Source organism: Cohnella hashimotonis, from assembly GCF_030014955.1.
In the GTDB taxonomy this organism is placed as follows: domain Bacteria; phylum Bacillota; class Bacilli; order Paenibacillales; family Paenibacillaceae; genus Cohnella; species Cohnella hashimotonis.
This window is the reverse complement of record NZ_JAGRPV010000001.1, coordinates 2399128-2424528: the sequence shown is the minus strand read 5'-3', so window position 1 is coordinate 2424528 and position 25401 is coordinate 2399128. Positions and strand designations below refer to the sequence as shown.

General features: G+C 52.0%; 19 protein-coding genes. 10 read left to right on the top strand and 9 right to left on the bottom strand.

The features are described from left to right. Window positions 1–78 precede the first annotated feature (78 nt). Window positions 79–1752: a response regulator gene (locus KB449_RS09455; RefSeq protein ID WP_282908137.1), complete on the bottom strand. Its 1674-nt coding sequence runs from the start codon at window positions 1750–1752 to the stop codon at window positions 79–81. After that, on the bottom strand, window positions 1749–3452 hold the full coding sequence (locus KB449_RS09450; RefSeq protein WP_282908136.1) for a sensor histidine kinase: 1704 nt from the start codon (window positions 3450–3452) through the stop codon (window positions 1749–1751). The genes KB449_RS09455 and KB449_RS09450 overlap by 4 nt, the downstream gene beginning before the upstream one ends. Before the next feature lie 146 nt (window positions 3453–3598). On the opposite strand from KB449_RS09450, the gene KB449_RS09445 reads away from it, so the two are divergent. The 10 genes from KB449_RS09445 to KB449_RS09400 all read left to right on the top strand — a co-directional run bounded on the left by KB449_RS09445 (window position 3599) and on the right by KB449_RS09400 (window position 15672). Next, entirely contained in the window at window positions 3599–4663 is a 1065-nt protein-coding gene (locus KB449_RS09445; RefSeq protein WP_282908135.1) for an LLM class flavin-dependent oxidoreductase, read from the top strand. A 215-nt stretch (window positions 4664–4878) separates the two neighbouring features. Further along, window positions 4879–6081 (top strand): ATP-binding protein, encoded by a 1203-nt coding sequence (locus tag KB449_RS09440; protein WP_282908134.1) that lies wholly within the window; start codon window positions 4879–4881, stop codon window positions 6079–6081. A 55-nt stretch (window positions 6082–6136) separates the two neighbouring features. Further along, complete coding sequence (locus KB449_RS09435) at window positions 6137–7174, top strand: LacI family DNA-binding transcriptional regulator (protein ID WP_282908133.1); 1038 nt, start codon at window positions 6137–6139, stop codon at window positions 7172–7174. A 152-nt stretch (window positions 7175–7326) separates the two neighbouring features. Further along, entirely contained in the window at window positions 7327–8229 is a 903-nt protein-coding gene (locus KB449_RS09430) for a sugar phosphate isomerase/epimerase family protein (protein ID WP_282908132.1), read from the top strand. A gap of 27 nt (window positions 8230–8256) precedes the next feature. Then, on the top strand, window positions 8257–9474 hold the full coding sequence (locus KB449_RS09425) for a carbohydrate kinase family protein (protein ID WP_282908131.1): 1218 nt from the start codon (window positions 8257–8259) through the stop codon (window positions 9472–9474). A 46-nt stretch (window positions 9475–9520) separates the two neighbouring features. Next, complete coding sequence (locus KB449_RS09420) at window positions 9521–10957, top strand: L-fucose/L-arabinose isomerase family protein (RefSeq protein ID WP_282908130.1); 1437 nt, start codon at window positions 9521–9523, stop codon at window positions 10955–10957. 630 nt (window positions 10958–11587) lie between these two features. After that, complete coding sequence (locus KB449_RS09415) at window positions 11588–13108, top strand: spore germination protein (RefSeq protein WP_282908129.1); 1521 nt, start codon at window positions 11588–11590, stop codon at window positions 13106–13108. After that, on the top strand, window positions 13105–14286 hold the full coding sequence (locus KB449_RS09410; RefSeq protein ID WP_282908128.1) for a Ger(x)C family spore germination protein: 1182 nt from the start codon (window positions 13105–13107) through the stop codon (window positions 14284–14286). The genes KB449_RS09415 and KB449_RS09410 overlap by 4 nt, the downstream gene beginning before the upstream one ends. 5 nt (window positions 14287–14291) lie before the next feature. Further along, window positions 14292–14525 carry a hypothetical protein gene (locus KB449_RS09405; RefSeq protein WP_282908127.1) on the top strand — a complete coding sequence of 78 codons (234 nt, stop codon included), beginning with the start codon at window positions 14292–14294 and terminating at the stop codon, window positions 14523–14525. Between the two features lie 55 nt (window positions 14526–14580). Then, window positions 14581–15672 carry a GerAB/ArcD/ProY family transporter gene (locus tag KB449_RS09400; protein ID WP_282908126.1) on the top strand — a complete coding sequence of 364 codons (1092 nt, stop codon included), beginning with the start codon at window positions 14581–14583 and terminating at the stop codon, window positions 15670–15672. A 2-nt stretch (window positions 15673–15674) separates the two neighbouring features. On the opposite strand, the gene KB449_RS09395 is transcribed toward KB449_RS09400, so the two are convergent. From KB449_RS09395 to KB449_RS09365, 7 genes are all read right to left on the bottom strand, one after another. Beyond that, window positions 15675–17231: a response regulator gene (locus tag KB449_RS09395; RefSeq protein ID WP_282908125.1), complete on the bottom strand. Its 1557-nt coding sequence runs from the start codon at window positions 17229–17231 to the stop codon at window positions 15675–15677. A gap of 32 nt (window positions 17232–17263) precedes the next feature. After that, a complete protein-coding gene (locus KB449_RS09390; protein WP_282908124.1) occupies window positions 17264–18997 on the bottom strand; it encodes a sensor histidine kinase in 1734 nt (577 codons plus the stop codon). 56 nt (window positions 18998–19053) lie between these two features. Next, complete coding sequence (locus KB449_RS09385; RefSeq protein WP_282908123.1) at window positions 19054–20580, bottom strand: ABC transporter substrate-binding protein; 1527 nt, start codon at window positions 20578–20580, stop codon at window positions 19054–19056. 118 nt (window positions 20581–20698) lie between these two features. Beyond that, window positions 20699–21544 carry an alpha/beta hydrolase gene (locus KB449_RS09380; RefSeq protein ID WP_282908122.1) on the bottom strand — a complete coding sequence of 282 codons (846 nt, stop codon included), beginning with the start codon at window positions 21542–21544 and terminating at the stop codon, window positions 20699–20701. Window positions 21545–21557: 13 nt separating this feature from the next. Next, entirely contained in the window at window positions 21558–23018 is a 1461-nt protein-coding gene (gene gtfA / locus KB449_RS09375) for a sucrose phosphorylase (RefSeq protein ID WP_282908121.1), read from the bottom strand. 21 nt (window positions 23019–23039) lie between these two features. After that, window positions 23040–23891, bottom strand: a complete 852-nt coding sequence (locus KB449_RS09370; RefSeq protein WP_282908120.1) for an alpha/beta hydrolase — start codon at window positions 23889–23891, stop codon at window positions 23040–23042. Window positions 23892–23904: 13 nt separating this feature from the next. Then, entirely contained in the window at window positions 23905–25386 is a 1482-nt protein-coding gene (locus tag KB449_RS09365; protein WP_282908119.1) for a CE1 family esterase, read from the bottom strand. Between the last annotated feature and the right edge of the window lie 15 nt (window positions 25387–25401).

Below are 25401 nucleotides of genomic sequence, written 5' to 3'. Positions count from 1 at the left end.
CGAGCCGTGCGGCGCAGATCCGGCATGTTTAGCTGACATTTGTTGCTATTGCCGCCTTTCGAATAAAAAACGCGCCTTTCAAAGGCGCGTTCTGTCGTCCTCGACCGATGACCCCAGCTTCTGACGATATTCCTGCGGCGTCAACGAGTAGTATTTCTTAAACACCTTGTTAAAATAATTCGGATTTTGATAACCGAGCCGCAGCGATATCTCATAGCTCTTCATCGCCGGGTTCGCAAGCAGCGAGGCTGCCAGCTCCATTTTCAGCCGGAGCACATAATCGCTCAGGTTCTCGCCCGTCTGGAGCTTGAATAGCCGCGACACGTGTACCGGGTGCATGTACATATGATCGGCCAGCGCTTGCAGCGAGACGTCCTCCACCAGATGCTTCTGCACGAAGCTCTTGATCTTGCCCACAGCGACCTCGCGATCGTCACGCTCTTCGTTCACCATGCTCTGACGGATCATCCGGAACGAGTCGAGCATCCAGCTCTGCAGGGACGCCGCCGTCCGGCTTGGCAGCAGCCCCGCGACATCGGACAGCGACGGTCCGATCATATCGCCGAGCGGTTTGCCGTTCTTGTGGGCGAACGAAGCAAACGAAGCGTATACGGAGAAAAAAACTTCCGTCAGATGCTCCGGCGAATGCGCCCACCGCTGGTTCAGCTCGCTCCAGATGCCGGTCAGCTTTTCTTCGGTCAGCTCCCAGTTCCCCGATTCCAGCAAATGAAGCAGCAACGGCGGCTCGTACAGCCGCTGCAGCGAATGGACCGGCTGCTGCTCGATCTCGTCCGCCGCCTGCACGAACAGGCCCGTCTGGCTGCCGATTTGTCTGCGCAGCGCCAGCAGTAGGTCTTCGTACAAGCGCTTGACGTCTCGCGGAAACTCCCCCTGCTTGCCGATCAATACGGATACCGTTCCGTGCAAATAATGGTCGACGCTCAGCTGCAGCTGGGATGCCTTGTTCCGAAGCTCCTGCTCCAACGCTTCCATCGTCAGCTCCCCGGCCGCTTCGGGCGTCGCGGTGACGACGAACGCAAGATACCCGTGCACGCTTTTGCAGGACCAGAGCCTGAACCGGTCTTCGAACCATTCCTCGGCCATATTGACGATCGCGTACTCCATCAGGGACAGACTGTAAAAGTCCATTTCCAGAAGCTGTCCCTCTACGCGAACCAGCATCAACGAGAATGGCGCGCCAGGCCGCAAACCGATTTTTAACGATTCCATCCGCTTATCCAGCCGCTCGGGAGAATACTTGAAGCCCTGCAGCAGCTCGCTTAAGAGCTCTCCCCTCAGCTTCGGCAAGCTCTCCTGAAACGCCTTGGCGACCCGCTCCTGCATGCGGTATTCGTCCCGCTCGCGGCGCAGCGTCTCCACCGCCAGTTCCACCTTGCCGAGTATTTCTTCGTCGCTGGCGGGCTTAAGCAAATAATCGAACGTTTCGTGCGCCATCGCCTGCTGGGCATAAGTAAACTCCGCATGGCCGGACAGCAAAATAAATTTGATCTTCTTCCACCTGCGCTTCACCTGCGCGAGCAGCTCCAGGCCGTCCATGCCCGGCATCCGGATATCGGAAATGATGACGTCGACCGAATTTGTATTTAAAATTTCCAATGCTTCCTGTCCGGAATACGCTTTAAATACGTTTGCAATGCCGATGCTCGGCCAGGGCAGCGTCTCCGCCAGACTGTCCACGACGCTCGCCTCGTCATCGACGAGCAGCAGTTGAAGCTCTTCCCGCTCGCTCATAGCGCGCCCTCCTTCTCTTCCCAGATCAATTCCGCCCGGAAGCCGCCGAGCGGCGACTTGGCGAACGCAAGTCCCGAGCGGCCGCCATACATATAGATCAGCCGCTGATGGATGTTCCACAGGCCTGTTCCGGTATGCTCGTCCATCGGAACGGCCAATCTTGCCTGCAGCGCTGCCAGCTTCTCCTCGGAGACGCCCGGTCCATTATCGTCCACGGCAACGCGAATGACGCCGTTGTCCTGCTCGCCTCGGACGACGATCAGTCCGAACTGGACGCTGTTCTCGACGCCGTGTATGACCGCGTTCTCGACCAAGGGCTGCAGCAGCAGCCTCGGGATACGCAAGGAGAGCATGGCCTCCGGAATTTCGATCTCGAAGTGGAAGCGCTGGAGCCGCATCGACTGGATGTTCAAATAGTTGCGAATCAGCTTGAGCTCCTCCTGAAGCGTCGTCGTCTCCTGCTCCTGCCGGGTCGTATACCGGTAATATTCGCCCAGATTAAGCGCCATGTCGACAACGGCCTGCTTCTCTCCCAGATTGGCCATATTTTTAATGTAAAAAAGGCAGTTGTACAAAAAGTGCGGGTTGATCTGCGACTGAAGCTGCTTGAGCGTAGCTTCTTTGGAACGCAGCGTCTCCTTGTAAACCTTGTCGATCAGCTCCTGAATTTGCTTGGCCATCTCGTTGAAGCCGAGGAACAGAAAGTCGAACTCGTTGCCCGGCCGCTTGGACAGCCGGAACGAGAAATCGCCGTCCCGCATATGCCGGACGCCCCGCAGCAGCAGGCTGATCGGCCGCTGTACGTTGCGGTACAGCAGCAGCGCGGCCAGCACGCTTAACGTCATGAGCAGCGCGATGGAAGCGTATACCAGGTTGCGGCTCATGTTGATCGGGGCAAAATATGTCCCGAGCGGCACCATGTCCACCAAGTACCAGCCGAGCGACGCCGAGCGGACATAGTGTACGATATATTTGCCGCCGTTCAGCTTGACGTTGAAGCTCCCGCTTCCCGCAAGCGTCTGCCTGTCCAGCTCGGCGGCCGTCTGCTTCACGGCGGCGAAGTCGGCGTTGAAGCCCATGATCGGATCTTCGCCGGGAAAATACAGAAACGGCTCGCGCGCCGCCTGCTGCTTGAGCGAGACCAGCATGTTTTTCAGATTCACGTCGTTGAACCGGACCTCGACCAGCACATTCGGGTGATCGGTCTCCTGGAGGCGGGTAAACAGATTTTCCTTGATGCCGAAGGTCAGCATATTCTCGTGCGACCACTCGCCAAGCTTCCGCCCATCGATGAGCGCTTCGTTGTATTTGGCCGAATAATCGGTGGAGATCGTTTCCTTGGAGTCCTTCAAATAAAAAATGATCTGGTTGCTCCATGCGCTCGTGCTTGTCTGCATATTGAGCATGTCGACGATCCGGGATTGCCGCTGCAGCTGTACGCGGAGGTCGTCCCTGGACCTGCCCTCCAGATACTCCCGAATGCTGTAGTCCCGGCTTGTCGTTACGGAATGCTTCACCAGCTGATCGACCATCATATCCATCTGATTGACGAAAAAGCCCAGCCGGCTGCTGTTCTGGTCCTCGATCGTCCCCCGCACCGTATCGATGCTGACCCGGTAGGAATAGCCGTACAGCACAATGATCGGGATCAGCAAACAAAGAATAAGCCCGATGACTTTTCCGAACGTAGTGAGTTTCATCATACCCGGCCTCCAGCGCAGTTTGAAGATGAACTTAATTAAAACAAATCGGGAGATCGCTAGCAATATGCGTCTATTACTTACGAATGTTGAGTTACAGTAATATTTATAGTATAATAAACTTATCTGGAAGGGAGCGATCCACCATGTCCGATCTAACGACTTCTCAAATGGAAATAGGAATCAGCACGTTTCTCGAGGCGGCCCCGCGTGCGGGCGGCGTCACGCATGCCGAGCGGCTTCGGCAAGCGGTCGAAGAGATCAATCTGTCCGAGCAGGTCGGCCTCGACGTCTATGCGATCGGCGAGCATCATCGGGCCGACTACGCGAGCTCCGCGCCGGCCGTCATTCTGGCCGCCGCAGCGGCGACGACCAAGCGGATCCGGCTTTCGAGCGCTGTAACCGTCTTGTCCTCCGACGATCCGGTGCGCGTCTATCAAGCGTTTTCGACCTTGGACGGCCTGTCGAACGGGCGGGCGGAGATTATGGCCGGCCGCGGCTCGTTTATCGAATCGTTCCCGTTATTCGGGTACAACCTGGACCACTACGACAGCCTGTTCGATGAAAAGCTGGAGCTTCTGCTCGCGATTCGCGATTCGGAGAAGGTCAGCTGGCGCGGCGGCCATCGTCCCGCGATCAAAAATCTCGGCGTCTATCCGCGCGCCGTCCAGGAGCCGCTGCCCGTATGGATCGGCACCGGCGGCAATCCGGAGTCCGCGGTTCGCGCCGGTACGCTTGGGCTTCCGGTCGTGTTCGCCATTATCGGCGGCATGCCCGAGCGCTTTGCGCCGCTCGTAACCCTCTATAAAGAGGCGGCCGCAAAGGCCGGTCACGACGTGAGCAAGCTGCAGATCTCGACGCATTCGCACGGCTTCATTTCGGATACGACCGAGAAGGCCGCCGATTTGTTCTATCCTTCGACCGCGGCCCAAATGAACACCATCGGGCGCGAACGCGGCTGGCCGCCGTACACACGCGATTCGTTCGACGCCGCCCGCAGCCTGCGCGGCGCGCTCTACGTCGGCGATCCGGAGTACGTCGCCGAGAAGATCGTACTGCTGCGACAGAATCTGGGCCTGACGCGCTTCCTGCTGCACGTGGACGTCAGCACGCTGCCCCATCGTGAGCTGCTTCGCACGATCGAGCTGCTCGGCACGAAGGTGGCGCCGATCGTTCACAAGGAGCTGGCCCGCCAAGCCGCGCAAAAATGATCGACTAGCGCTCAAAACTAAGCGTAAACACAGTCGGAGACCGGGCGATTACTGCCCGGTCTTCGTCTTTATGCGTTCATTCGAATGTCGCACCAAATAGTTTGACAGTTGTTAGAGAAGAAAAGGATAATAATAGTAAAGATCATACATAGCGCGGATATCCTTTTTTATCCCTTATTCACCAATCATCATTTTGAAAATGGCGGAGGCCTACCATGCACAGCATTACCGATCAAGAATTGCTTACAGCTTATACCACCGCATTGGAATCAAGTCTTGACATTGAATTTGTGAAGCAAATTAGAAATGAATTGCTGCGCCGCAATATTTTATTCGATAGACGGGAGGGCAGTATCTTGACTAAAATGCTTGGGAAAGCAGAATTGGATTACGATCAATTGGTTAAGTATTCACTCGAAGCTATATTTGTGCTTCAACATTGGAAAGTCCTCTACGTGAATCAAACCGGATTCAATTTCCTAGGATTGTCCTACCCCGATGAAATTATTGGAGTCGATATTCGGCATTTTTTGCATCCGGATGATCATGGCGTTTTTATCGAGCAGTTTTCCAATATTAGTGGCAGCAACAGCGCGCCCGTTGAGCTTGTCGAACAAAAAATGATTCGGAAAGACGGCGAATTCATTGATGTCGTTATCGCGGCTGCGCCTTACGTTATGGGCCATGAGACCCTTATTCAACTTAGGGTGCTGGACAGCACGACGCGGAAAGCCGCGGAAAAACGCTTATCCGCTGCCGAGAAATTATCCGCAATCGGGCAAATGGCGGCCGGGATTGCGCATGAGGTTCGAAACCCCTTGACGACCGTTAAGGGGTTTGTTCAACTTTTGCAAAAGCAGGTCAGCCACTCCTATTTCGATATTATCGTAGAAGAGCTGGATAATGCCATTAAAACGCTCAACAATTTATTGCAAGTCGCAAAACCGGATTTGGACGATGAACCAAGCGTTTCCATCCATTTATGTCCGGAGTTGGATTCCTTAATATTTTTGTTTCAAGAAAAATTGTATAACATTAAGGTAACCAAAATTTTCCTTGATCAGGACAAGCAAATCAGCGGCAAGAAAAATTTGTTGTTTAAAGCGTTTTTTAATTTAATAAAAAATGCGCTGGAATCAATTGAAGGAAAAGGAGAACTTACGATTGAGCATTTTTACAAAGACGGATTCATTCATCTCAAGTTTAAAGATTCGGGCGTCGGGATTCCGGAAGAACAAATGAAAATGTTAGGTACGCCCTTTTTTTCGACGAAAAACGACGGTACGGGCATGGGATTAACGCAAGTATTTACAACGATTCATCAGCACGGAGGATCGATTAACGTCACAAGTAAATTAGGCCAGGGTACGACCTTTCATCTTCACCTCCCTGCCAACCATTTATATTCCGAAAAATGAATGGTACATTATGCTTGATACCGATTTGCCGACAGGCGCGATAAGGAATGATGAGATGAGCGACGAACAAGAACGCCCTCCGGCCAAAGCCACAACTTTAAAGGACATTGCCGAGCAAACCGGGTTTACGATCAATACGGTGTCTCGCGCGCTTAAAAATAAAGGGGATATCTCTGCCGCCACCATCAAGCTGATCCGTCAAAAAGCCGAGGAGCTCGGTTATATCGGCAATGTCATGGCCAGCTCGCTTCGTTCCGGCACCACGAAGACGATCGCCGTGATCGTCGCGGACGTATCGAATCCGCATTTTTCCATCGCCGTCAAGGAGATCGAGCGAGCCGCGAGAATGCAGGATTATACCACTTTTATTTTGAACGCGTACGAGGATCAGGAGGTCGAACGCAAGGCGATCCAGTCCGCGTTGTCCAAAAACGTGGACGGCATCATCATCTGCCCCTCTCAGGGGAGCGAAAATAATCTGGCGTTTCTGGAACGCACGGGTACCCCGTTCGTTCTGTTGGGACGGCATTTGGAAGACGATACGATGGACTATGTCGTAAGCGACGACGAGAAGGGCGGCTACCTGGCTACCATGCACCTGCTTGAGCTCGGACATCGCGACATCCTGTTCCTGAATGCGCATCATTCGATATCGAGCTCGCGCGAGCGATTGGCCGGCTACAAAAGGGCGATGGCTGAATCGGGCTTCGCCGTAAATCCGGAGCTGATCCGCGAAGTACCCCATCTGACCGGCGGCGTCAAAAACGAGCTAAGCGAAGTCATCAAATCCCGGCTCGCCTATACCGCGCTTTTCGCTTTTAACGATATGATGGCCTGGGAGTCCATTTACGTATTGAACAAGCATCATATCCGCGTGCCGGATCAGATCAGCGTCGTCGGCTTCGACAACATTCAATCCAGGCTGTTCGTTCCCTTCCCGCTCACGAGCGTCAGCAATGCGAAAGGAAAAACCTCCAGAAAAGCGTTTGAGATCCTGCTGAAAAAAATGCACAAGCAAAATTCCGGCAAACGCTATCATGAAGTCGTCGATACGCGGCTTGTCGTCCGGGAAAGCACAAGATCGTTGTTGTAGCAGTCTTTCCTGTCAAATGTTGAAGCGTCGGCTTCGCAGTGTCCTTCCTGCGAGCCGACTTTTTTTCATTGACAGCGATTGCAATCTGTTTTATTGTTTACATTATCGTTAATGTTAACGTTCATGTTAATTTATGAGAGGAGCTCCCCCGAATGACGCTCGATTTGAAGCTTGGCATCAATATGGGCTTCGCGAACAACAAATACCCTGAGCCGCACGTTTGGACCCGCATCGTCGCAGAAGAAATGGGTCTCAAATACGTCCAGTTCGTCGCCGACCTGCTTAACGTCTATCTGCCCGACGACATCGTCGAGGAGCAGACCGAGCAAATTATCGAAAACGCGGATAAATACGGCTTGTCGATCACCAGCAGCTTTCTCAGCTCGTTCACCCGGGTGAATCACTTCATGCATCCCGACGTCAAACAGCGGGAAGCCTGGCTGGCCTGGTTCAAAAAGTTCGCGGTCATCTCCGCCAGAATGGGCGCCAAGATGACGGGCGGCCATCCCGGCATTCTTACGTTCTCCGATTATGACAGTCCTGCGGTCCGGGAGGAACGGACGGCCGAAGGCATCAAGTACTGGCAGGAGCTCAGCTGGTTTTGCAAAGAGCTGGGAATGACATGCATGATCTTCGAGCCGATGTCCATTCCCCGCGAGTACGCCAATACCGTCGAAGAGACGCGGGAGCTGCTCGCCAGGCTGAACGACGGCGCAGGCATCCCCTTCAAGCTTTGTCTGGACCCGGGTCACGCGCCGCATCCGAGCGACCGCGATCCTTACCGCTGGATCCGCGAGCTCGGCAGCGTCTCCCCCATCATTCACCTGCAGCAGACCGAAGTCGGACACAGCCGGCATTGGCCGTTCACAAAGGCTTACAACGACATCGGCATTATCCATGCGGACAAAGTCATCGAAGCGCTCGAGGCATCCGGCGCTACTGAAGCGGAGCTTATTTTCGAAATTTATCATCGCGAAGCCTGGTCTTCGGAGTTCAGCATCATCCCCGACCATCGGGAATCGGTTGCTTATTGGCGGCCATACGTCAAGCAGTAAACAGAAGGCGCCGAAGGAGATTAAACCATGACGGCAAACGGCAATGGGACGTCAGAAACGGCGGATGTGCTCGTATGCGGACATATCTCGGTCGACATTATCCCAAGGTTCCTCCCCGGCGATTCGGATAGCGGCCGGATGACGCCCGGCTCGCTGATCGAGGTCGGCGAAGCGGAGTTTAGCACCGGCGGCGCCGTATCGAACACGGGGATAGCGCTGCATCGGCTGGGCACGCGCGTACGGCTTGCCGGGAAGGTCAGCGACGATTTCTTCGGAAGCTTGACGCTTAAACTGCTCGGCGATGTTCATCCCGCCCTGACCGAGGGGATCGCCCAAGCGGTTGGAGAAACCAGCTCGTACACGCTGGTGGTCAATCCGCCCGGAACGGACCGCACTTTTATTCATTGTCCCGGCACCAACGATACGTTCTCGGCGCGGGATATCGCCTGGGACAAGTGCAGTGCGGCGCGCCACTTCCACTTCGGCTACCCGCCGCTGATGAAGGGCATGTACGACGACGGCGGCGAGCGGCTGACCGGCCTCTTGCAGACCGCCCGGGAGAAAGGGATGACCGTCTCGCTCGACATGGCCATGCCCGGCAAAGGAACGGCGGCTTATGCGGCGGATTGGGCCGGACTGTTAGCGAAGGCGCTCCCTTGCGTCGACGTGTTCATGCCAAGCCTCGAAGAAATGCTGATGATGGTCGATCGCGACCTTTATGAGCGAACGGCGCTGTCCGGGGATGAGCTCTGCGAATCGGTCTCCGCGGAGACGATCCAAGCTCTTGCCGCAAGCCTGCTTGCCATGGGCTGCAGCATCGTCGTGCTCAAGCTCGGCGCCTCGGGCTTGTATATGCGCACGGCCGCGCAGTTGTCGCCCGTACTTGCCGGCCGTCTGCCGGCTTCAACGGTTGCGGCATGGAGCGACAGAGAGCTGTGGGCTCCCTGCTTCCGTACGAACGTTGCGGGAACGACGGGCGCCGGCGACTGCACGATTGCCGGTTTTATTCAAGGCCTCCTCTTGGAGCTTGGACCCGAGGATACGATGACGAGCGCGGTCGCGGTCGGCGCCTGCAGCGTGGAGCAGCTGGGAGCGACGAGCGGGATCGTTCCGTGGGATCAGGTGCAGGCAAGAATCCGTTCGGATTGGGAGCGGCTCCCCGTCGGCAGACCGCTGGCGGACTGGCGCTGGGAAGAACAAGCAGGGATTTGGACGGGACCGGAAGATCGCCGTAGCAACGCTTAAAGCAAAGCAACCTATTCAGGGGACTTAACCATCGGAGGGACGATCTATGGCGCAAAAAACGATCAAACGGACAAAGCTTGGCGTTATCGTTGGCAATCGGGGCTTTTTTCCCGACCATCTGTGCGAATCGGGACGTACGCAAATTCTCCGCGTGCTGGAGGAAGAAGGCATCGATGCGGTCATTTTGGATGTCGCGGATACGAAATACGGCGCGGTCATGACGCTGGACGATGCCAAAGCCTGCGGAAATTTATTTAAAGCCAACCGCGATCATATCGACGGCATCCTCGTCACGCTGCCCAACTTCGGCGACGAGAAGGCCATCGCGAATACGATTCGATACTCAGGCCTGAACGTGCCCGTACTCGTCCACGCCTTCAATGACGACATGACCCGTATGAGCATCAAAGACCGGCGCGACAGCTTCTGCGGGAAAATGTCCGTCTGCAACAATCTCAAGCAATACGGAATTCCCTTCTCACTGACCACGCTGCACACCGTCGATCCGTCCAGCGAGAGCTTCCGCAAGGATCTGCGCCGCTTCGCCGGGACGTGTCGCGTCGTCCGCTCGCTCCGCAATGCCCGTCTGGGCTCGATCGGCGCCCGGCCGGCCTCGTTCAACACGGTCCGCTATAGCGAGAAGCTGCTCGAACGCTCCGGCATCACGATCGAGACGCTGGATCTGTCCGAAGTATTCGGCCGCGCGAATAAACGCAAAGAAAGCGATTCCGCAGTCAAGCGCAAGCTGGAGGAAATCGCGGCGTATGTCGACGTAAAGGGATTTCCGCAGGAGAATCTCGTCCGCATGGCGTCTCTCGGCGTAGTCGTCGAGGAATGGATGAACGAAAACGACCTTGCGGGCACAGCGCTGCAATGCTGGACGTCCATGGAGGAGTATTTCGGCATCGTGCCCTGCACGATCATGAGCATGCTGAGCAGCAGCTTGATCCCCAGCGCATGCGAGGTCGACATCACCGGCCTAGTCGGCATGTATGCGCTTCAGCAGGCGTCGGGCAGGCCGAGCGCGCTGCTGGACTGGAACAACAATTATGGCGAAGATCCGGACAAAGGCGTCGTATTCCACTGCAGCAACCTGCCGAAGGAAGTATTCGAAGAGATTCATATGGACTATCACGAAATTTTATCCGGCACCGTGGGCAGGGAAAATACGCTCGGTACCATCCAGGGGCGCATTAAAGCGAGTCCCTTCACGTACTGCGGCATTACGACGGACGATCTGAACGGCGGCATCGCGGCTTATACGGGCGAAGGACTGTTCACGCGCGACCCGCTGCTGACGTTCGGCGGGTACGGCGTCGTTCAGGTGCCGAAGTTCCAGAAGCTGCTTCGTTATATATGCGAGAGCGGCTTCGAGCACCATGTCTCCTCCAGCATGTCTTCGGTAGCGGATTCCCTTGAGGAAGCGTTCGGCAAATATATGGGCTGGCAAACATACCGGCATGAGGCGGAAAGTCCTTACTAATCGGAATGCTCCGTCATTGTCCGAAACTGCCAAGGAAGATCGCAGATCGCAGACCGCACACACGCCACGATCTTTTGCCGAGGTTGACCGCCTTTCGCAATGCTTCGCGCACGCCTCACGCCCGCTTCGCGCCCGTCTCGCGTCGGGCAAGGAGCTGCGGAGGCTAATACCTGCAAATTTACATCTAATTTCATCGGTCTCGACCCGTTTGAGAATAAAAGATGCGAATAGGCATTTATTTTCCTCCATCTGCCCGATTTTAGGCTTGTGTGTTGAATTTACCTGTACATTTGCATGTATTTCATCCCATGTAACGAGTCGGCTCAAAACACATGCACAATTGCAGGTATTTCGATCCGCAATACATCCGGACATGAAAACAGCCATTCTTCTCATTGGCAGAAGAATGGCTATTTGTTGTTTTCGGAAGGCGGCATCCAGATTCGACGCAAATCCAGAACCTCAAATCAAAATCCGTTCAACGGCAGCCGCTTTTATTTTAAATATCGGATCAGATTGGACCAGAACGCGGGATAATGCGCCCAGTTCTTGAATTCGATCGTTTGCATAAGCAAACCGGCTGCGGGGAATACAAATGGAAACCCTCACCAATCGCGAAGGAGCGCTTCCATGCCCAGTCAGCTTCCCCCGCCTCCTCTTGCCGAAAAGCTTGACGAATTGGCAGTGTCCCGTCGGATCAGCGACAATCTGGCAATCGTTCATCGGCTCTTCGCGAATTGCGGAGACTTAAAAGTGCTCCCCTGGCAATTCGGGACCGGCCTCGAAAACGGAGCTTGTTCCATCTTCCTGGATACGCTGGTTAATCATCGCCGACATAACGACTTCAAGGACGCGTTGCAAAATCTGACGACCACACGCATCGGACCGGCCGAGTCCGTCCATTTGGAACAAATCGTAGACTTCTTCGAGAATCACGGCACCTCCGAGCCTGCTGCCGAGCTGATCGATACTGTCGATCAGGTCGTGTCGAAAATGCTGGACGGCTGCATCGTCGTGCTTATCGATGGATGGAACCGTGCGCTGGGTTTTCAGGCGCTCGATATCGTCAAACGCCAAGTGTCCGAGCCGATCACCGAGCCGAATGTTCAGGGTCCGCACGCCAGTACGATTGAAGATCTCGACAGCAATATCGGAGTCATCCGGAACTTGCTGAAAACGAGCCGTCTAAAGTTTCATTTTTTCGATACTGGCGAGAACAGCCGCAGGCGAGTCGCCTACGGATATTTGGATCATGCCGTAAAGCCGGCTACGCTGGACGAATTTCGCGCCCGCTTGGAAGGCATCGATACGGAGGAAATCCTCGATGTGTCTTATTTAGAAAGCTGGATTAACAACAAACGTTTATCCCCGTTTCCCCAAGTGCGCTATACGGAACGACCCGACACGGCCGTCGCCGCCTTGTTGGAAGGAAAGATCGTCGCGCTTATAAACGGGAGTCCATCCGTCTTGATCAGCCCCGCGAATTTTATGGAATTCTTCGTGGCGAGCGAGGATTATTATTATGGAATCGTCTACTCGACACTCATCCGCTTTCTGCGGTTGAGCGCTTTTATCATTGCCCTGATTCTGCCGAGCACGTACATCGCGCTCACGACCTTTCATTCCGAGCTTATACCGACCGTACTGCTTCTGGCCATTTTAAATACGCGCGAAGGCATTCCCTTCCCGGCTATGGTCGAAGCGCTGCTCATGGAATTTTTCTTTGAGCTGCTCAGAGAAGCCGGTATTCGGCTTCCCCGTCCCATCGGCTCCGCGGTCAGTATCGTAGGCGCGTTGGTTATCGGACAAGCCGCGATTCAGTCGCAGATCGCTTCCCCAGTGATGGTTATCGTCGTCGCACTGACGGGCATCGCATCGTTTGCGTTGCCTCAATACAATATGGCGATCGCGCTTCGGATATTAAGATTCCCGCTCATGTTCCTGGCCGCTTCGTTCGGAGGTCTCGGCATTATGGTCGGCTTTCTTTTGATTTACCTCCATCTGAACTGTCTCCGTTCGCTCGGAGAGCCGTACCTGTCACCGATCGCGCCTTTGAATGCGCGAAGGCTGCGAGACGCGCTATTCGTTCCATCGAGACGCCATGCAAGGCAATCCTCCCAAAAACGATCCGCGGATGGACAGCGGCCATGAACCTCAAGCTCTTTTGCAAACTGGCCGCGATTCTGTCTGTTGCGCTCGGCTTATCCGGCTGCTGGGACAACAAGGAGATGGACGAATACGGTTATGTCCAAGGCGTGGCGATCGATGCGACGCCAGACGGAAAGTTTGCGCTTGAAACTTTATTTTATAATCCGACCAACGCCCAATCTACAGGCGGATCTTCCAAACCCTCCGAGAAACGCGGACTAACGATCCAAACGAAGGGAGAGTCGCTTTTCGAAGCGGTTCGCGAAATTCCGATGAAGTTGGGACGCAAGGCGAAATGGGATCATATGCGCGTCATTTTGCTCGGAGAAAGGCTGCTGAAATCTCACGATGCGGGAGAGATTCTGGACTTCTTCTCCAGAGATCACGAGCCCCGCGGCACCGTCCTTCCGATAGTCGCCCAGAGCGACGCGGGCCGGTTCCTCGAGATCAAGCCGTTGATCGAAGAAACGATTGGCCAACAATTCAAGCGTATGGAGACGGAAGGCGCTCATTATTCGGCGAAAACGTCCGGCATACCGCTCTACGATCTGGCGATTCACCTGAAAAGTCCGGCCAGGGTCGCCATTATTCCGTTTCTCCACCAGGACGAAACCGATAAGAAAGCGATTCTCTCGGGACTCGCCATTCTGAAAAAAGGCAAGCTTGCAGGCATATTGGACAGCAAGGAAACCGCAACGTTCATGATGCTCGACAATCGGTATCGAATCGGTATTCTGACCATCCCATGCCAAGGTGCCGGTTCGCCGCAAATCGGTACTGCCGAGTCGCTTGAAGTGTTGTCTTTCTCCAACAAAATGAAGGTTTCCTTCGACGAAGTCGGAAGGGTTCATGTCGGGATGAAGATTCGAATCCGCGGCACGGCGGGGGAGCTGCAATGCTCCAAGCTCGATTCCCCGAAAGAAACGAAAAGATTCGAGGAACAAGTCAGCGATATGGTGGAGGAGCAGCTTCAGCATACCGTGTCTATTCTTCAGCAATATGAATCGGACGCGCTCGGGATCGGCAATCGAATCGCCAGCCGACACCCGAAGAAGTGGCGTCAAATGGAATCGTCCTGGGATAAAAGCTTCGCGAAATGCAGATTCCGCTTTGATGTCGAGACGGAAATCGTCGGCACGGGGATGGACATCGGGACGCCATTCAGTCAAGAGGAGGATTAGAAAAAATGTTGGATAAATTCGCGTACTTCGCAGTGCTCGCCATCGCCGTCGTATCCGCCGATCTCGCGCAGCTGCGCCGTGCCAGACGCCGCGAGATCGCTGCATACGGCTCATTGCTGGCCGTGGCTGTATATTTAGGCGTCGTTTACGTGACTCAAAGGTTGACGTGGCCCAATCTGGACACTTTGTTCGATTTGCTCAAAGGCCCGGCCGGAAAACTGGTTCATTCGATGTCTTAATATTCGGTTCCGATGGACCCGAGACCAGCATTGCGAAGGAGGATTTGACACAGCCATGAGTCAACCGTCGAATATCAGTTCCGCTCAAATGGCCACCTTGTTTCTGTTTTTCATGACCGGCTCATCCATCGTTCTTATTCCCGCTCCGCTTGCCCATTCAGCCGGCGCCGGGGCTTGGCTGTCATTAGTGTTGGCCTGGAGCATGGGAGCCGTCTATCTGTATTGCATTTTGTACCTCTACCGCAAGCGTCCGGACTTGTCGTTGCTCGCCAACTGTCGGCACCTCTTCGGCCAGTTGCCTGCAAATATCGTTATGCTTCCCGTCATTATCGTTATGTTCTGGAACGTAGCCGGCATTGTCAGCGAGATCGGGTTGTTTTTCAAAAGCACGATGCTGAAGGAAACGCCGACGAGCGTCGTCCACGCGCTTATGTTCCTTATGATCGCCCTAACCGCAAGAGCCGGAATCGTCGTCATCGCGCGCATGTCGGCTTTGCTGCTCGCGCTGATGATTGTTTTTATCTTCCTCGTGCTTATTCTCGTATCGAATTTGTTTCAGCCCGGATTTCTGCTCCCGATCCTGCCCCACGGCATCGGCCCCTTGCTGCAATCCGCCTATATCGCTTATGGCTTTCCTTATTCCGAACTGATCGTTTTCGCTTTTATCCTGCAGCATGTCCGGCGAGAGGAATCCCGCAGGTTAAGCAGGCATCTTTATGTCGCCTTAACCGTGAACGGTGTCCTTCTCCTCGTTTCCATCCTCGGCAGCCTTCTGGTCCTCGGCCCGTTAACCGGTGACCTCAAGTACTCATTGTTCCAACTCGCCCGGCTGATCTTCATTCGCGAATTTATCGAACGAATCGAGTCGGTCATCGGCTTCTCCCTGATCGTCGGCTTTTACTTTAAAGCTTCGATTCTGCTGTTTATCCTCGTCCGCACCGTCGTCGAATGGCTGAACCTCCGCGATGAGCGGTTGTTTACCTTGCCGGTCGCATTCGTATGCCTGCTATTGTCCATCACTACCTACACGAAGGAATCCTCGCTCAACGAGATGGTTAACGTCGTCTGGCCGCTGCTCGATAACCTTTGTTATGTGGTGCCGATGTTGCTTGTAGTCGCGGCGACAATGTTGCGGAGACCCGATTGAAATTAGTTTTGCTGCTTACGAAATTCCTGCGGAGTCATTGAAGTTTCCTTGCGAAACAGCGTTGAAAAATAGGAGAAATTCGGATATCCGACAGACAAAGCTACGTCACTGATTGTCATATCCGACTTAAGCAGCAATTCCTTTGCCCGCGACAACCTTCTGTCTAAAATATAGTCAGAGATCGACAGACCTATTTCCTTCTTAAAGAGTTTCACGACATAATCCGGATTGAACCCGACAAAGTCCGCAATATGCTGCCTGGACAGTTCCTCATCTAAGTGCAGTTCGATATATCGTTGGATCTTTTCCACTATCGTCTCGTTCGCTGCCAGCGCCTTCATGCTGGATATTGCGGTTTCAACAACCTCGAACGCCCAATTTTGCATGTCCCTGATCGATCGCGTTGCGATCATCGCCCTGTTCAATTCCAGGTATTCCTGCATCATTTCTTCTGCTCTCAAGCTGATTTCCTTTAGGGTTTGAAGCACCATTTGAAGAAAGCTTTGATAAAATAGTTGAAGTCGTTTCGCTTCTAAATGATCAATGCTTTTCCAAGCGTCAAGATGCGAGCTTATCTCATCTAAAAGCCTAGTTTTCTCCTGCCTTCGAAGCATCTCAAACCAAACCCGCATATTGGGAAGAGTGACGTCGCACTCCCTCTGGGGTTGCTTGTTTAATAGCAATACCCGATCTGCAGCATTCACCTGACTTTTTTGGAATTCGGAGAGCATATCATACATAGATGCAACTCTTTCTACAGGAACCGTTTTTCCGATATAACAGGAAAGATGGCTGTAGAAATAGGCATTGCAGGCTTCTACATAAGATTCGCAACGGCCCTTCATTTCCTGAATGAAATGATCTTCAACTGAGCCTTCCACCGGAAGAATGATCATAAAAGTACCCTCGTTTAAATGAACCGAATGAGAACCCTCGAAATATTTCAATATAAGCTCGTCTAGTGCATTTCGCAGCGCATACAGCAAGATGCGTTCATCACGCTCATCAAGTTTTTTGTCCCAATATTCCAGATGAATCAGAACGGTGAGGAGTAAAGTCTCTTCTGTATAGCCAAGTTGAAGCCGTTTCGCTTGCTCTAATATCAAATCAGCGCGCGCGGGGATTTCCTGATGCAGAATCTCCAGCCAAAAATGTTCGAGCAGCTTTACGGTTTTGTCCCGTTCCCGCCGGATTTTCATGAGCGCCGTTTCAATCGTCCTCTTTAACTCCTCCTCAAGAACAGGCTTTAAGAGGTAATCCAGGCTGCCCATTTGTATCGCTCTTTTGGCGAATTCGAATTCCGCGTGACAGGTAAGAAAAATACACTCGGTATTCGGGTGGTTTTCGCGTACCCAGGCGAATAAGTCAAAGCCTGTACCCTGCGGCATCTCGATATCGCAGATCATGACGTCGAATGGGTGTGAGGCGAAAGCCTCTATCGCTTGACGCATATTAAACGCGGTCTCGACCTTCGTAAAGCCGAGCGCCCTCCAATCGATGCTGGACTTGATGCCGTTCGCGATAATGACTTCATCGTCCACGATCAACAACCGAAACATGCTTTAACCTCCCCAAATCATATCTCTAGACCTTAAAAGCATTTCAAGGGCAGGGCGATTTCAACGACTGCTCCCTCGTCATTGTAGAAGCGAACGTCTGCTTCGCCGTTATATAACAATTCCAGTCTTCGTTTCACGTTCCATATCCCGATTTGCTCGCCTGTATCGGAGGCAGGAATCCTATTTTCCTGCAGCGTTTGAAGGATATGTTCCGGGAATCCGTTCCCTGTATCTTTAATTCGTATGCACATCTCCTCCGTTGAGGATTGCCACGCTAATATTTGAATGTGTGTTTCCCGATCCGTATCGATCGCATACTTGACGGAGTTTTCGACAAAAGTCTGGATCACGAGCGGTGGCAAAGAAACCGAGAGCACTCGTTCCTGAATATCCGTTCTATAAGTCAAGCTTTCAGGAAAACGGAAGGTTTGGATCCGCAAATAATTCTCCGTATGTTTAATTTCGTCCCCTAAAGAAACGTAGTCTGTTCCCGATCGAAACATAAACCGGAAATATTGAATGAGCGATAAAGACAGCTCTTGAATGAGCGAGTATTTTCTCTCCTTCGCCAAATAATAAACGATGTTAAGCGAATTCAAGAAAAAGTGAGGATTGATTTGCAACTGGAGCTGCTTCAGTTCCGCCTTCTGTTTAGCCAGCTGTTCCTCATAAATGTCGATCTTGAGTTGTTGGATTTCGGACACCATGTCATTGAACGTCTCGTTCATCGTCTCGAACTCATTGGATGAGCTTGAAGAAGGTACCCTGGCATTTAAAGATCCTTCCTTAACCTTGCGCATCGCGAATAGGATTCGAAAAATGGGGAGTAGCACGATTTTTCGCAATGCCAACAGCGCAATCACGACAATGACAATAAAAGCGCCGGCAATCAAGTAAGTAATTCGAAGCAAGTAAGGAAGCTGCTCGAGAATCACATCATCCGGCACCAACGCCACCAGGTTGAACGGTCCTTTGGAAGAGGCTTTCCCGACGAGGAGGTAACGGTTGCTGTCCCCGGTCAGCTTATATTTATCGTTTTGAAATGCAAAATCAATGTCTTGTTGCGTAAAAGCACGCGCATCTTGCAACGGTTCATTGCTCGCATCGGTGAACAACGCCGTAACGTTTTCCCCGAAGTTTAATAAGTGCATCGGTCCGAGCAAATGTTCCACGTTGATTCCCATTCCGACATACAGCTTACCTGACCTGATCATGCGCATGAGATAATAGTCGTCGCCAATCTTCATATCGAACCATCGCTTCTCGAACTCCGCTTTTGAGAGGTGGGAATGTATGAATTCGGACAACGAAAAATTGACGCCGCGCCAGTCGGGTGCTTCCGTTCGATAAGCCTGCTGGTTCTGCACCAAAATCAACTCATCCTTAACCGAGGAGTAGATGAAATTGAAATCGATCATTTGATAGTAGTACATATCTTTGCTCATTTTCTGAAAAACGCGAATTCTTTCTAGCTGATACGTATCGGGATCCTTTGAAACCGCTGATTCCAAAGGCAGCAAACCGTTTTCCTCGATAATGAACCTCAGTAAGTAGGCGTCTACAGAATCAAGTGTTTGATCGACGATATCCATATATAAGCCCACCGTATTGCTGCTTGATTCGGCAACCTGGTTCCTTACCACCTTAATAGAATACACATTGTTGTAAATGAGATACGCGATAATGGGGAGCACGATAACCAGCAATCCAGCGATAAGTTTGAAACGAATGGAGTTAATGAAAGGTTTATTCTTGGTCGCGTTCATGCGTCGTTCTCCTTCCAACTCCAACTCTGGATAGATCCCCCTGAGCGAACGACCCATTAATGGAAGCGCGCTCTCCACTCGTCGAGTTGCTTTTGCTTTTCGGCGATAATGACATTTAATCCCGATGCTTTCAAAGCGGCATTGAACTCGGGAAGTTTATTCGGGCTGACCACCCCGGTTTCGAAAGCAATTCTGTACTGATTCAGTACGTCCGTTGCGGCTAAAATCTGAGCCTTCACTGGGTCGGGATTAAAGCTGAATCCCATCACCGGAGATGTCCTTGCGCTTCTGTTGAAGTTGGACAGTTTCTTCCAAATGAGCGGATCTTCCCCGTTCCAGACATAAGAAAGCAGCGGATTGCCAAACATCCACCCCATATTCAGCTGGAAACCGGAATTTATGACGTTAACTCCCTTCGGAAAATCAATGACGTGATCCTTTCCTTCTACCTTGACGTAATGCTTGCCTTCGATCCCCCAGCTTAGCAAGTTTATGACTTCCGGGTCTGAATACATGAGATTCAAGAACATCATGGCCCGCTCTGGATTTTCGGATTGATCGGCAATGCTCCATACAAGACCCGTAATATTCCCGGTCGAACTTGTTGGAGGCATAAGCCGAACTGCCACCATTTCATAACCCGATGCTTTTGATTCTTGCGCCTCGTATCCGGGCTTCATTTGGGCCAAATAACCGTAGGCCGTGCCTGCTTTCACTTCCGCAGCACCCCCGATCGTCGAAACAGCGGCGTCCCTCGAAATAAAACCTGCTTTATACCAATGGTGGAGCCTTGTTACGATTTCCTTGTATTCCTCCGACTCAAAACCGTTTACAACCTTTAAATTCTCGTCGTTGAACATAACGACACCCAAGTTGTCCCCCAAGTTATCCCAAATTCTCTCGAAATATAAGCCGATGGTCGTATCGGAAGATTTCGCCAACGTCAACTTCGGCTCTTTTTCCCTCAATATTTTTAGCACAGCTTCAACGTCGTCTAAGTTCTTCATGGCAGCTACATCGATATCATACTTCTCAGCCAAGTCCTTGCGCATAATGAAGCCGTAATCGGTAGCCAAATCCCGGATACTCGGTACCCCATAGCTCTCTCCGTTCACGTACGTCGCTTCTAAATAGAGAGGACTTTGACTGATGACAGCTTGCTTCACCCCTTGACCATAATCGTTTAAAAGCCTGTTTAAAGGATGAAGCTGGCCCTTCCCCACTTGCGCGTAATATTGTCCGAAACCGCTGACCAGAATATCCAATTTTTCATTTCCCGCAAGCAGCAAGGGCATTCGTTGCACATAAGCGGTTGCGGTATTCGTTAGAAATTTGACCGACGTATTGATTTTCTTTCTCGTGATCTTATTTAATTCATCTTCTACCAGCTGCATGTCTTTAGGATTTGAAAAGGTCGGGAATGCCATAACAAGTTCATATGGCTCTAAACTTTGCAGGCCCTCTTCCTTTGGTTCTGACCCTTCGCTAGAGGTCCTGTTCGCTTTATCGTTGCTGAACGTACAGCTGACGCTGAGAAGTGGCAGCAGGATTAGTAACAGCAATACGCTCCTTGCCAGTTTCATCGGTTTTACCCCCTGCGATGTCAACGATCGATTGCCCGTTTATTGTTATTTTGCATTCCACATAAGTTCTAGGCAATGGGAATAGTTGACACCCGCTAAAGGAAAAGCCCCAGGCAAATTACCTGGGGTAGATCGGCATTCGCTTGAGAGGCAACCAATCGCTCAGCGCCTTATTCAAGTAAAAATCCCACATATCGAAGTCATGCTTCATTCCTTCGGCTTCCTCGTAATAAACATCATAGCCCAAGTTTTTCAGGATGGCGTAATCTTCATGGACTCGGTCGCGAATGAAGTCCTCTGCGCCGACGCCGATAAAAATTTTGGGAACCTTCACGCCATCGGAAATATTCTTCTCCGCGAACCCTCTCAAATCATGTTCCGATTCGACAAACTCGCGTTCACCGAGCAACGTTTCGCGAACCTTCGGGAAATGCCAGTGCAGGCTCCGTATATATTCCTCCCGGTCCAGCGTCACGCCGATCCCGCCGGACAAATCCACGACAGCTTCATAAAGATCCGGTCGCATCAATCCTAAAGCAAGGGCACCGTTCCCGCCCATGGCCATTCCGACCACAAAATTATTCTCTCGGCCGAAGGCGGAAGCGAATAACGACTGCACCACGACGGGAAGCTCCTGCGTAACGTAATCGAAGTATTTAAATCCATAAGTAGTATTCATGTACAGACTGTCGTTTACGGAAGGGGAAACCAGCATCGCCATGTTTTTCTCTGCGTATTGCTCCAGCCTTGTATATCGGTAAGGAATCGTGTCATCCTCTCCGCCGCCATGCAGCACATATACGGTCTGGAACTTCATACCCGGTTCATAAGCCAGCTTGTTGTCTTTGAACACGGGATGCCGGTAGCCCAAACCAGTCGTTAAGAGACCTGCTGGATAACAGACGGTAATATTCGTATTTATGCCTAAAATTTCAGAACGAAAGTTATAACGCAGAATCGCCATTGCTGCCTCCTCTTTACAGTACGGCTTCCGTTCCGTCTTCCAGCGCATAGGTGATTTGATATCGTTTGCTGTTAAAACAAGCGTTAAGCGTTGTCCAATGTTCGTTTTCGCGCCATGTGACGATCAATTTTCCGTTGTCCGCCCGTTCATCGATTTCGATCTCGCCGTTAAAAGCCGGATAGGCGTTCCTAAAACGCATGATCTCCATTAATCGTTGCAGCATCGGAAGCTTCAAGCGTTCTTCAATTTCTTCCCGGCTATAATTATGACGGTTTACGCTCCGCGGCTCGCCGGTCCGTTTCAGGGATTCGACATCATTCTCTCCGGCCAATAGCCCTACATAGTAAACTTGAGGAATTCCGGGAGCATACAGCTGGACGATTCGGGCTAGCAGGTATGCGTCATCGTCTTCATTGAGCGCAGAATAATAAGAGCTCATGAGCTGGTACTGCCTTGCCTTGGCACCCGATTGTTTTATAATACCTGGCGGCATGTTGTAATATTGCTGAAACCCTTCGGTTTTCCGGTTAATCCGATCCCTGACAAGATCGATTTCGTCATCGTTCAATAAGCCTGCCACGTCGACAACGCCGATGCCATCATGGGTATCCAATGTGGTGAACTGTTTGCGGGGACAGATTTTCATCCAGTGAATCAATCGGTCCGTACGTCCGGTCATCAGCCCGTGAAGCATGAGCATCGGCAGCGCAAAATCGTATACCCAATGCCCCTTCTCCGCCATTTTTAGCTGAATCGTATAGTTCTCGTGAATCTCCGGCAGCATCTCCGTGCCGCGCTCTCGAATCGGCTCCATCCCGATGTCCAGGACATCCCAGACCTCCGGTTCGACGAAGAAACAACTCGTCCCCGGCTTCTTGGAAGCATACGCAAAAGCATCGAATCGAATGAGCGGCACATACTCGGCGATGCGTCCCAAATTGCGTTCATAATACGCTTGCGTAGCCGGTGCCCATGGATCGATATCCACCTGTTCCTCGAAGAACGTATTCCAAATCTTTACGACCTTTCCGTCATCCCGTATAAATTCTTTGTAAGGGCCGTTCAGCTTACGGCGATAAAGCGTTTCCATATCCTTCTCGGTAGGCTCGCCGTTAGGCCAAAATCGATCCCAGTGAATGAACATATCGCGATAAGGCGAAGTATCCCCGTTTTTCATGTAATTCTTGAATTCCTCGCTTCTGATCGATGCGTGATTGATCATAAAGTCGGCCATGAGATAATACTTCTCCGAGAACCTCCGGATGTCTTCCCAACTTCCGAATGCGGGATCTACTTCATCGTAGTTAATCACCGCAAACCCCCTGTCCCCCGAGGAGGGATAGAATGGAAGGATGTGAACCCCGCCTACGACTCCGTCGAAATGGTTATCTAATAGGTCGTATAATGCTTTCAGATTTTCCCCCATGCTGTCTGCGTAGGTAATCAACATCACTTGATTTGTAATCTTCTTCATCGGTTTCCCCTCACCTTGCTCCTATTCTGGATAGATGACCTGATGTCGCAAAGGCAGCCAATCGCGAATGGCGATACGGAGGGATTCATCCCACAGATCCCATTCATGCCCCATGCCTGGAACGACTTCCATCTTCGTTTCATAACCCCATTCCCGAAGGTCCTTCTCCGCTAGCGTCGCGCGGTAAAGGGCATGATCGCTGTCTCCGACTCGGAAAAACAGCTTCGGAAGCTTCTTTCCTTCCTCGACGTTTTTCTTCGCGATCGCATATACGTCATTCACGGTGTCCTTGATCGATTCCGGATCGTTGATTTTATCTTGAACGCCGAATTTGAATGAAGGCGTAAGATCGACATCGAAATGATACTCGCCGTTCACCGTCTTCACGACACTTGGCACCCCGGGGCGATAAGAGGCCCCGGACATTAACAGAACGGCTGCATAGCGCTCGGGATGATTCATTGCGATCTTCATTGCGCCGTGCGACCCCATCGACAAACCCGCGATAAACGTATCCGCTCGTTTTGTTGAGATCGGGAACAAGGCTTCGCATACTTTCGGCAGTTCTTCGGATATATAGGTATAGAAATCGATGCCCTCGTAATCCGTATAGGATGAGTTATTGGCGCTTGGCATGACAACGGCCAATTTATACGTATCGGCGTAGCGGACAATATTTGTAAAGTTCACATAATCACTGTCATCTCCGCAACCGCCATGAAGCAAATACATGACTTGGTACTTCATACCGGGCACGTAGGCTGCCTCAACGCCTTGCATGCTATCGGCAAAACTATAAGTCGGCAGAACAACCGTAATATTGGTTTGCATTTTTAACGCAGCGGATAAAAAGTTCATTTTCAGAACTGCCATGATAATCCCCGCCTTATGATTTTAAGATTTCGTCTCGGATGAGATGGGCCATATTCAAGGAAAGCTCGGCATCGTGGTCGGTTAGATAAATCACGTCTTCACAAATTGAGGTGTGATTGTTGAACAGCCTCTTGCAAATCCACTCGATCGGCACGTATAATTCGCCGTTCTTATATACCGCTTCGCAATACATCGAATGGACGCGGTTATCCACGACACAACCGATACTGCCTCGGGCGAATTGCAGCGTTCTTCCGTCCTTCAATTCCAATTCGGCGGAGAGCCCTTCGCTGCTGGGAATGTAAGCCGCATCGAATATAGAGGCAAGGAACGTAATCGGCACCAAGAAGTATTCGCCCCTTACGATAACGTCGCCGCTAAGACCATGGTATTTCAGTTTTTGACGCTTCACCGCTGGGCCGCTCATCGTGACTAATCGATTATGGACGTACGCCCTGTCGCTGCCTTCCGCCAGAGCGATCGCATAGGCATCTCCTTGCCTCGGGCATATGGGATCGGAATGTACGATCTCTCCGTTATCCCCGCGCCGTATGCCCGAGAACAAATAATCCCATACAAGCTCAGCATCATCGAAGGTTTGCCCATGGTCCCGATTTTTTACATCCCGGAACACCACATCCGCATGCTCTCCCTTGTAAAACGCTAAGTTGTCTTCGCCGACGATCTTGATTTCCGGCAAATCGAGGCACCCGTTGATTCGCTTCCAGTACTCCCTGTTTCGTTTGACGACATCGTCGGTATCCCCTTGGAAATGGGGTGGAACCTGGTCGTGCTCCAGCCGACTCTGCCACACGGCGAGAGGGCCTGCTCGATTGATGATTGCATCGTTTTTATCGAATAGTACGCCCGGGCTCGACGGCCCTCCGGATCCCGCTTTGCCAGCGAAGACTCCCCCATGGTAACGCGCCATCTGGCTCGTCATTAAATTCCCCATAGACATGCCTTGGATGAAAACCCTGCTCGCATCAATCTTATATTTTTGTTTCATCCGATCGATCAGTTCAAGCACCATATTCATGTCGTGGTTATCGTCCGGATTGTCCGGAGGCAATTGAATAGAATGCCCGTCTACCTTAAAGGCAAGCGCTTCTTCGATTTTTTCCTTCTCCATCTCTACGATCCAAAATCGACGCTTGCCCGCGTCGGGGAAGAGGACAATAAACCCTTCGCGCTCCGCAACCAGCGACCAAGAGGTATAGACGGCTTGCCCCCAACCTGACATTAATCCGCCATGCATGGATACGACCAAGGGTACTTCCTTGGAGCCATCATAAGAAGCCGGAACGTATTCATACCAGGTATCTTCAATGCCGCCCACCACAACATCCCTAAATTCGGACAGTCTCGCCGGATAAACCTGCGAGTTGTTTCCATTCTCATTCACGACCATATCCGAACCCTTGATTGCTTTCGGAAGATACTCGCGATTGTCGTCATTCGGCGTGCCGGGAAGAATAACGATTTTCCGTTGCATATCATCAGATCCTTT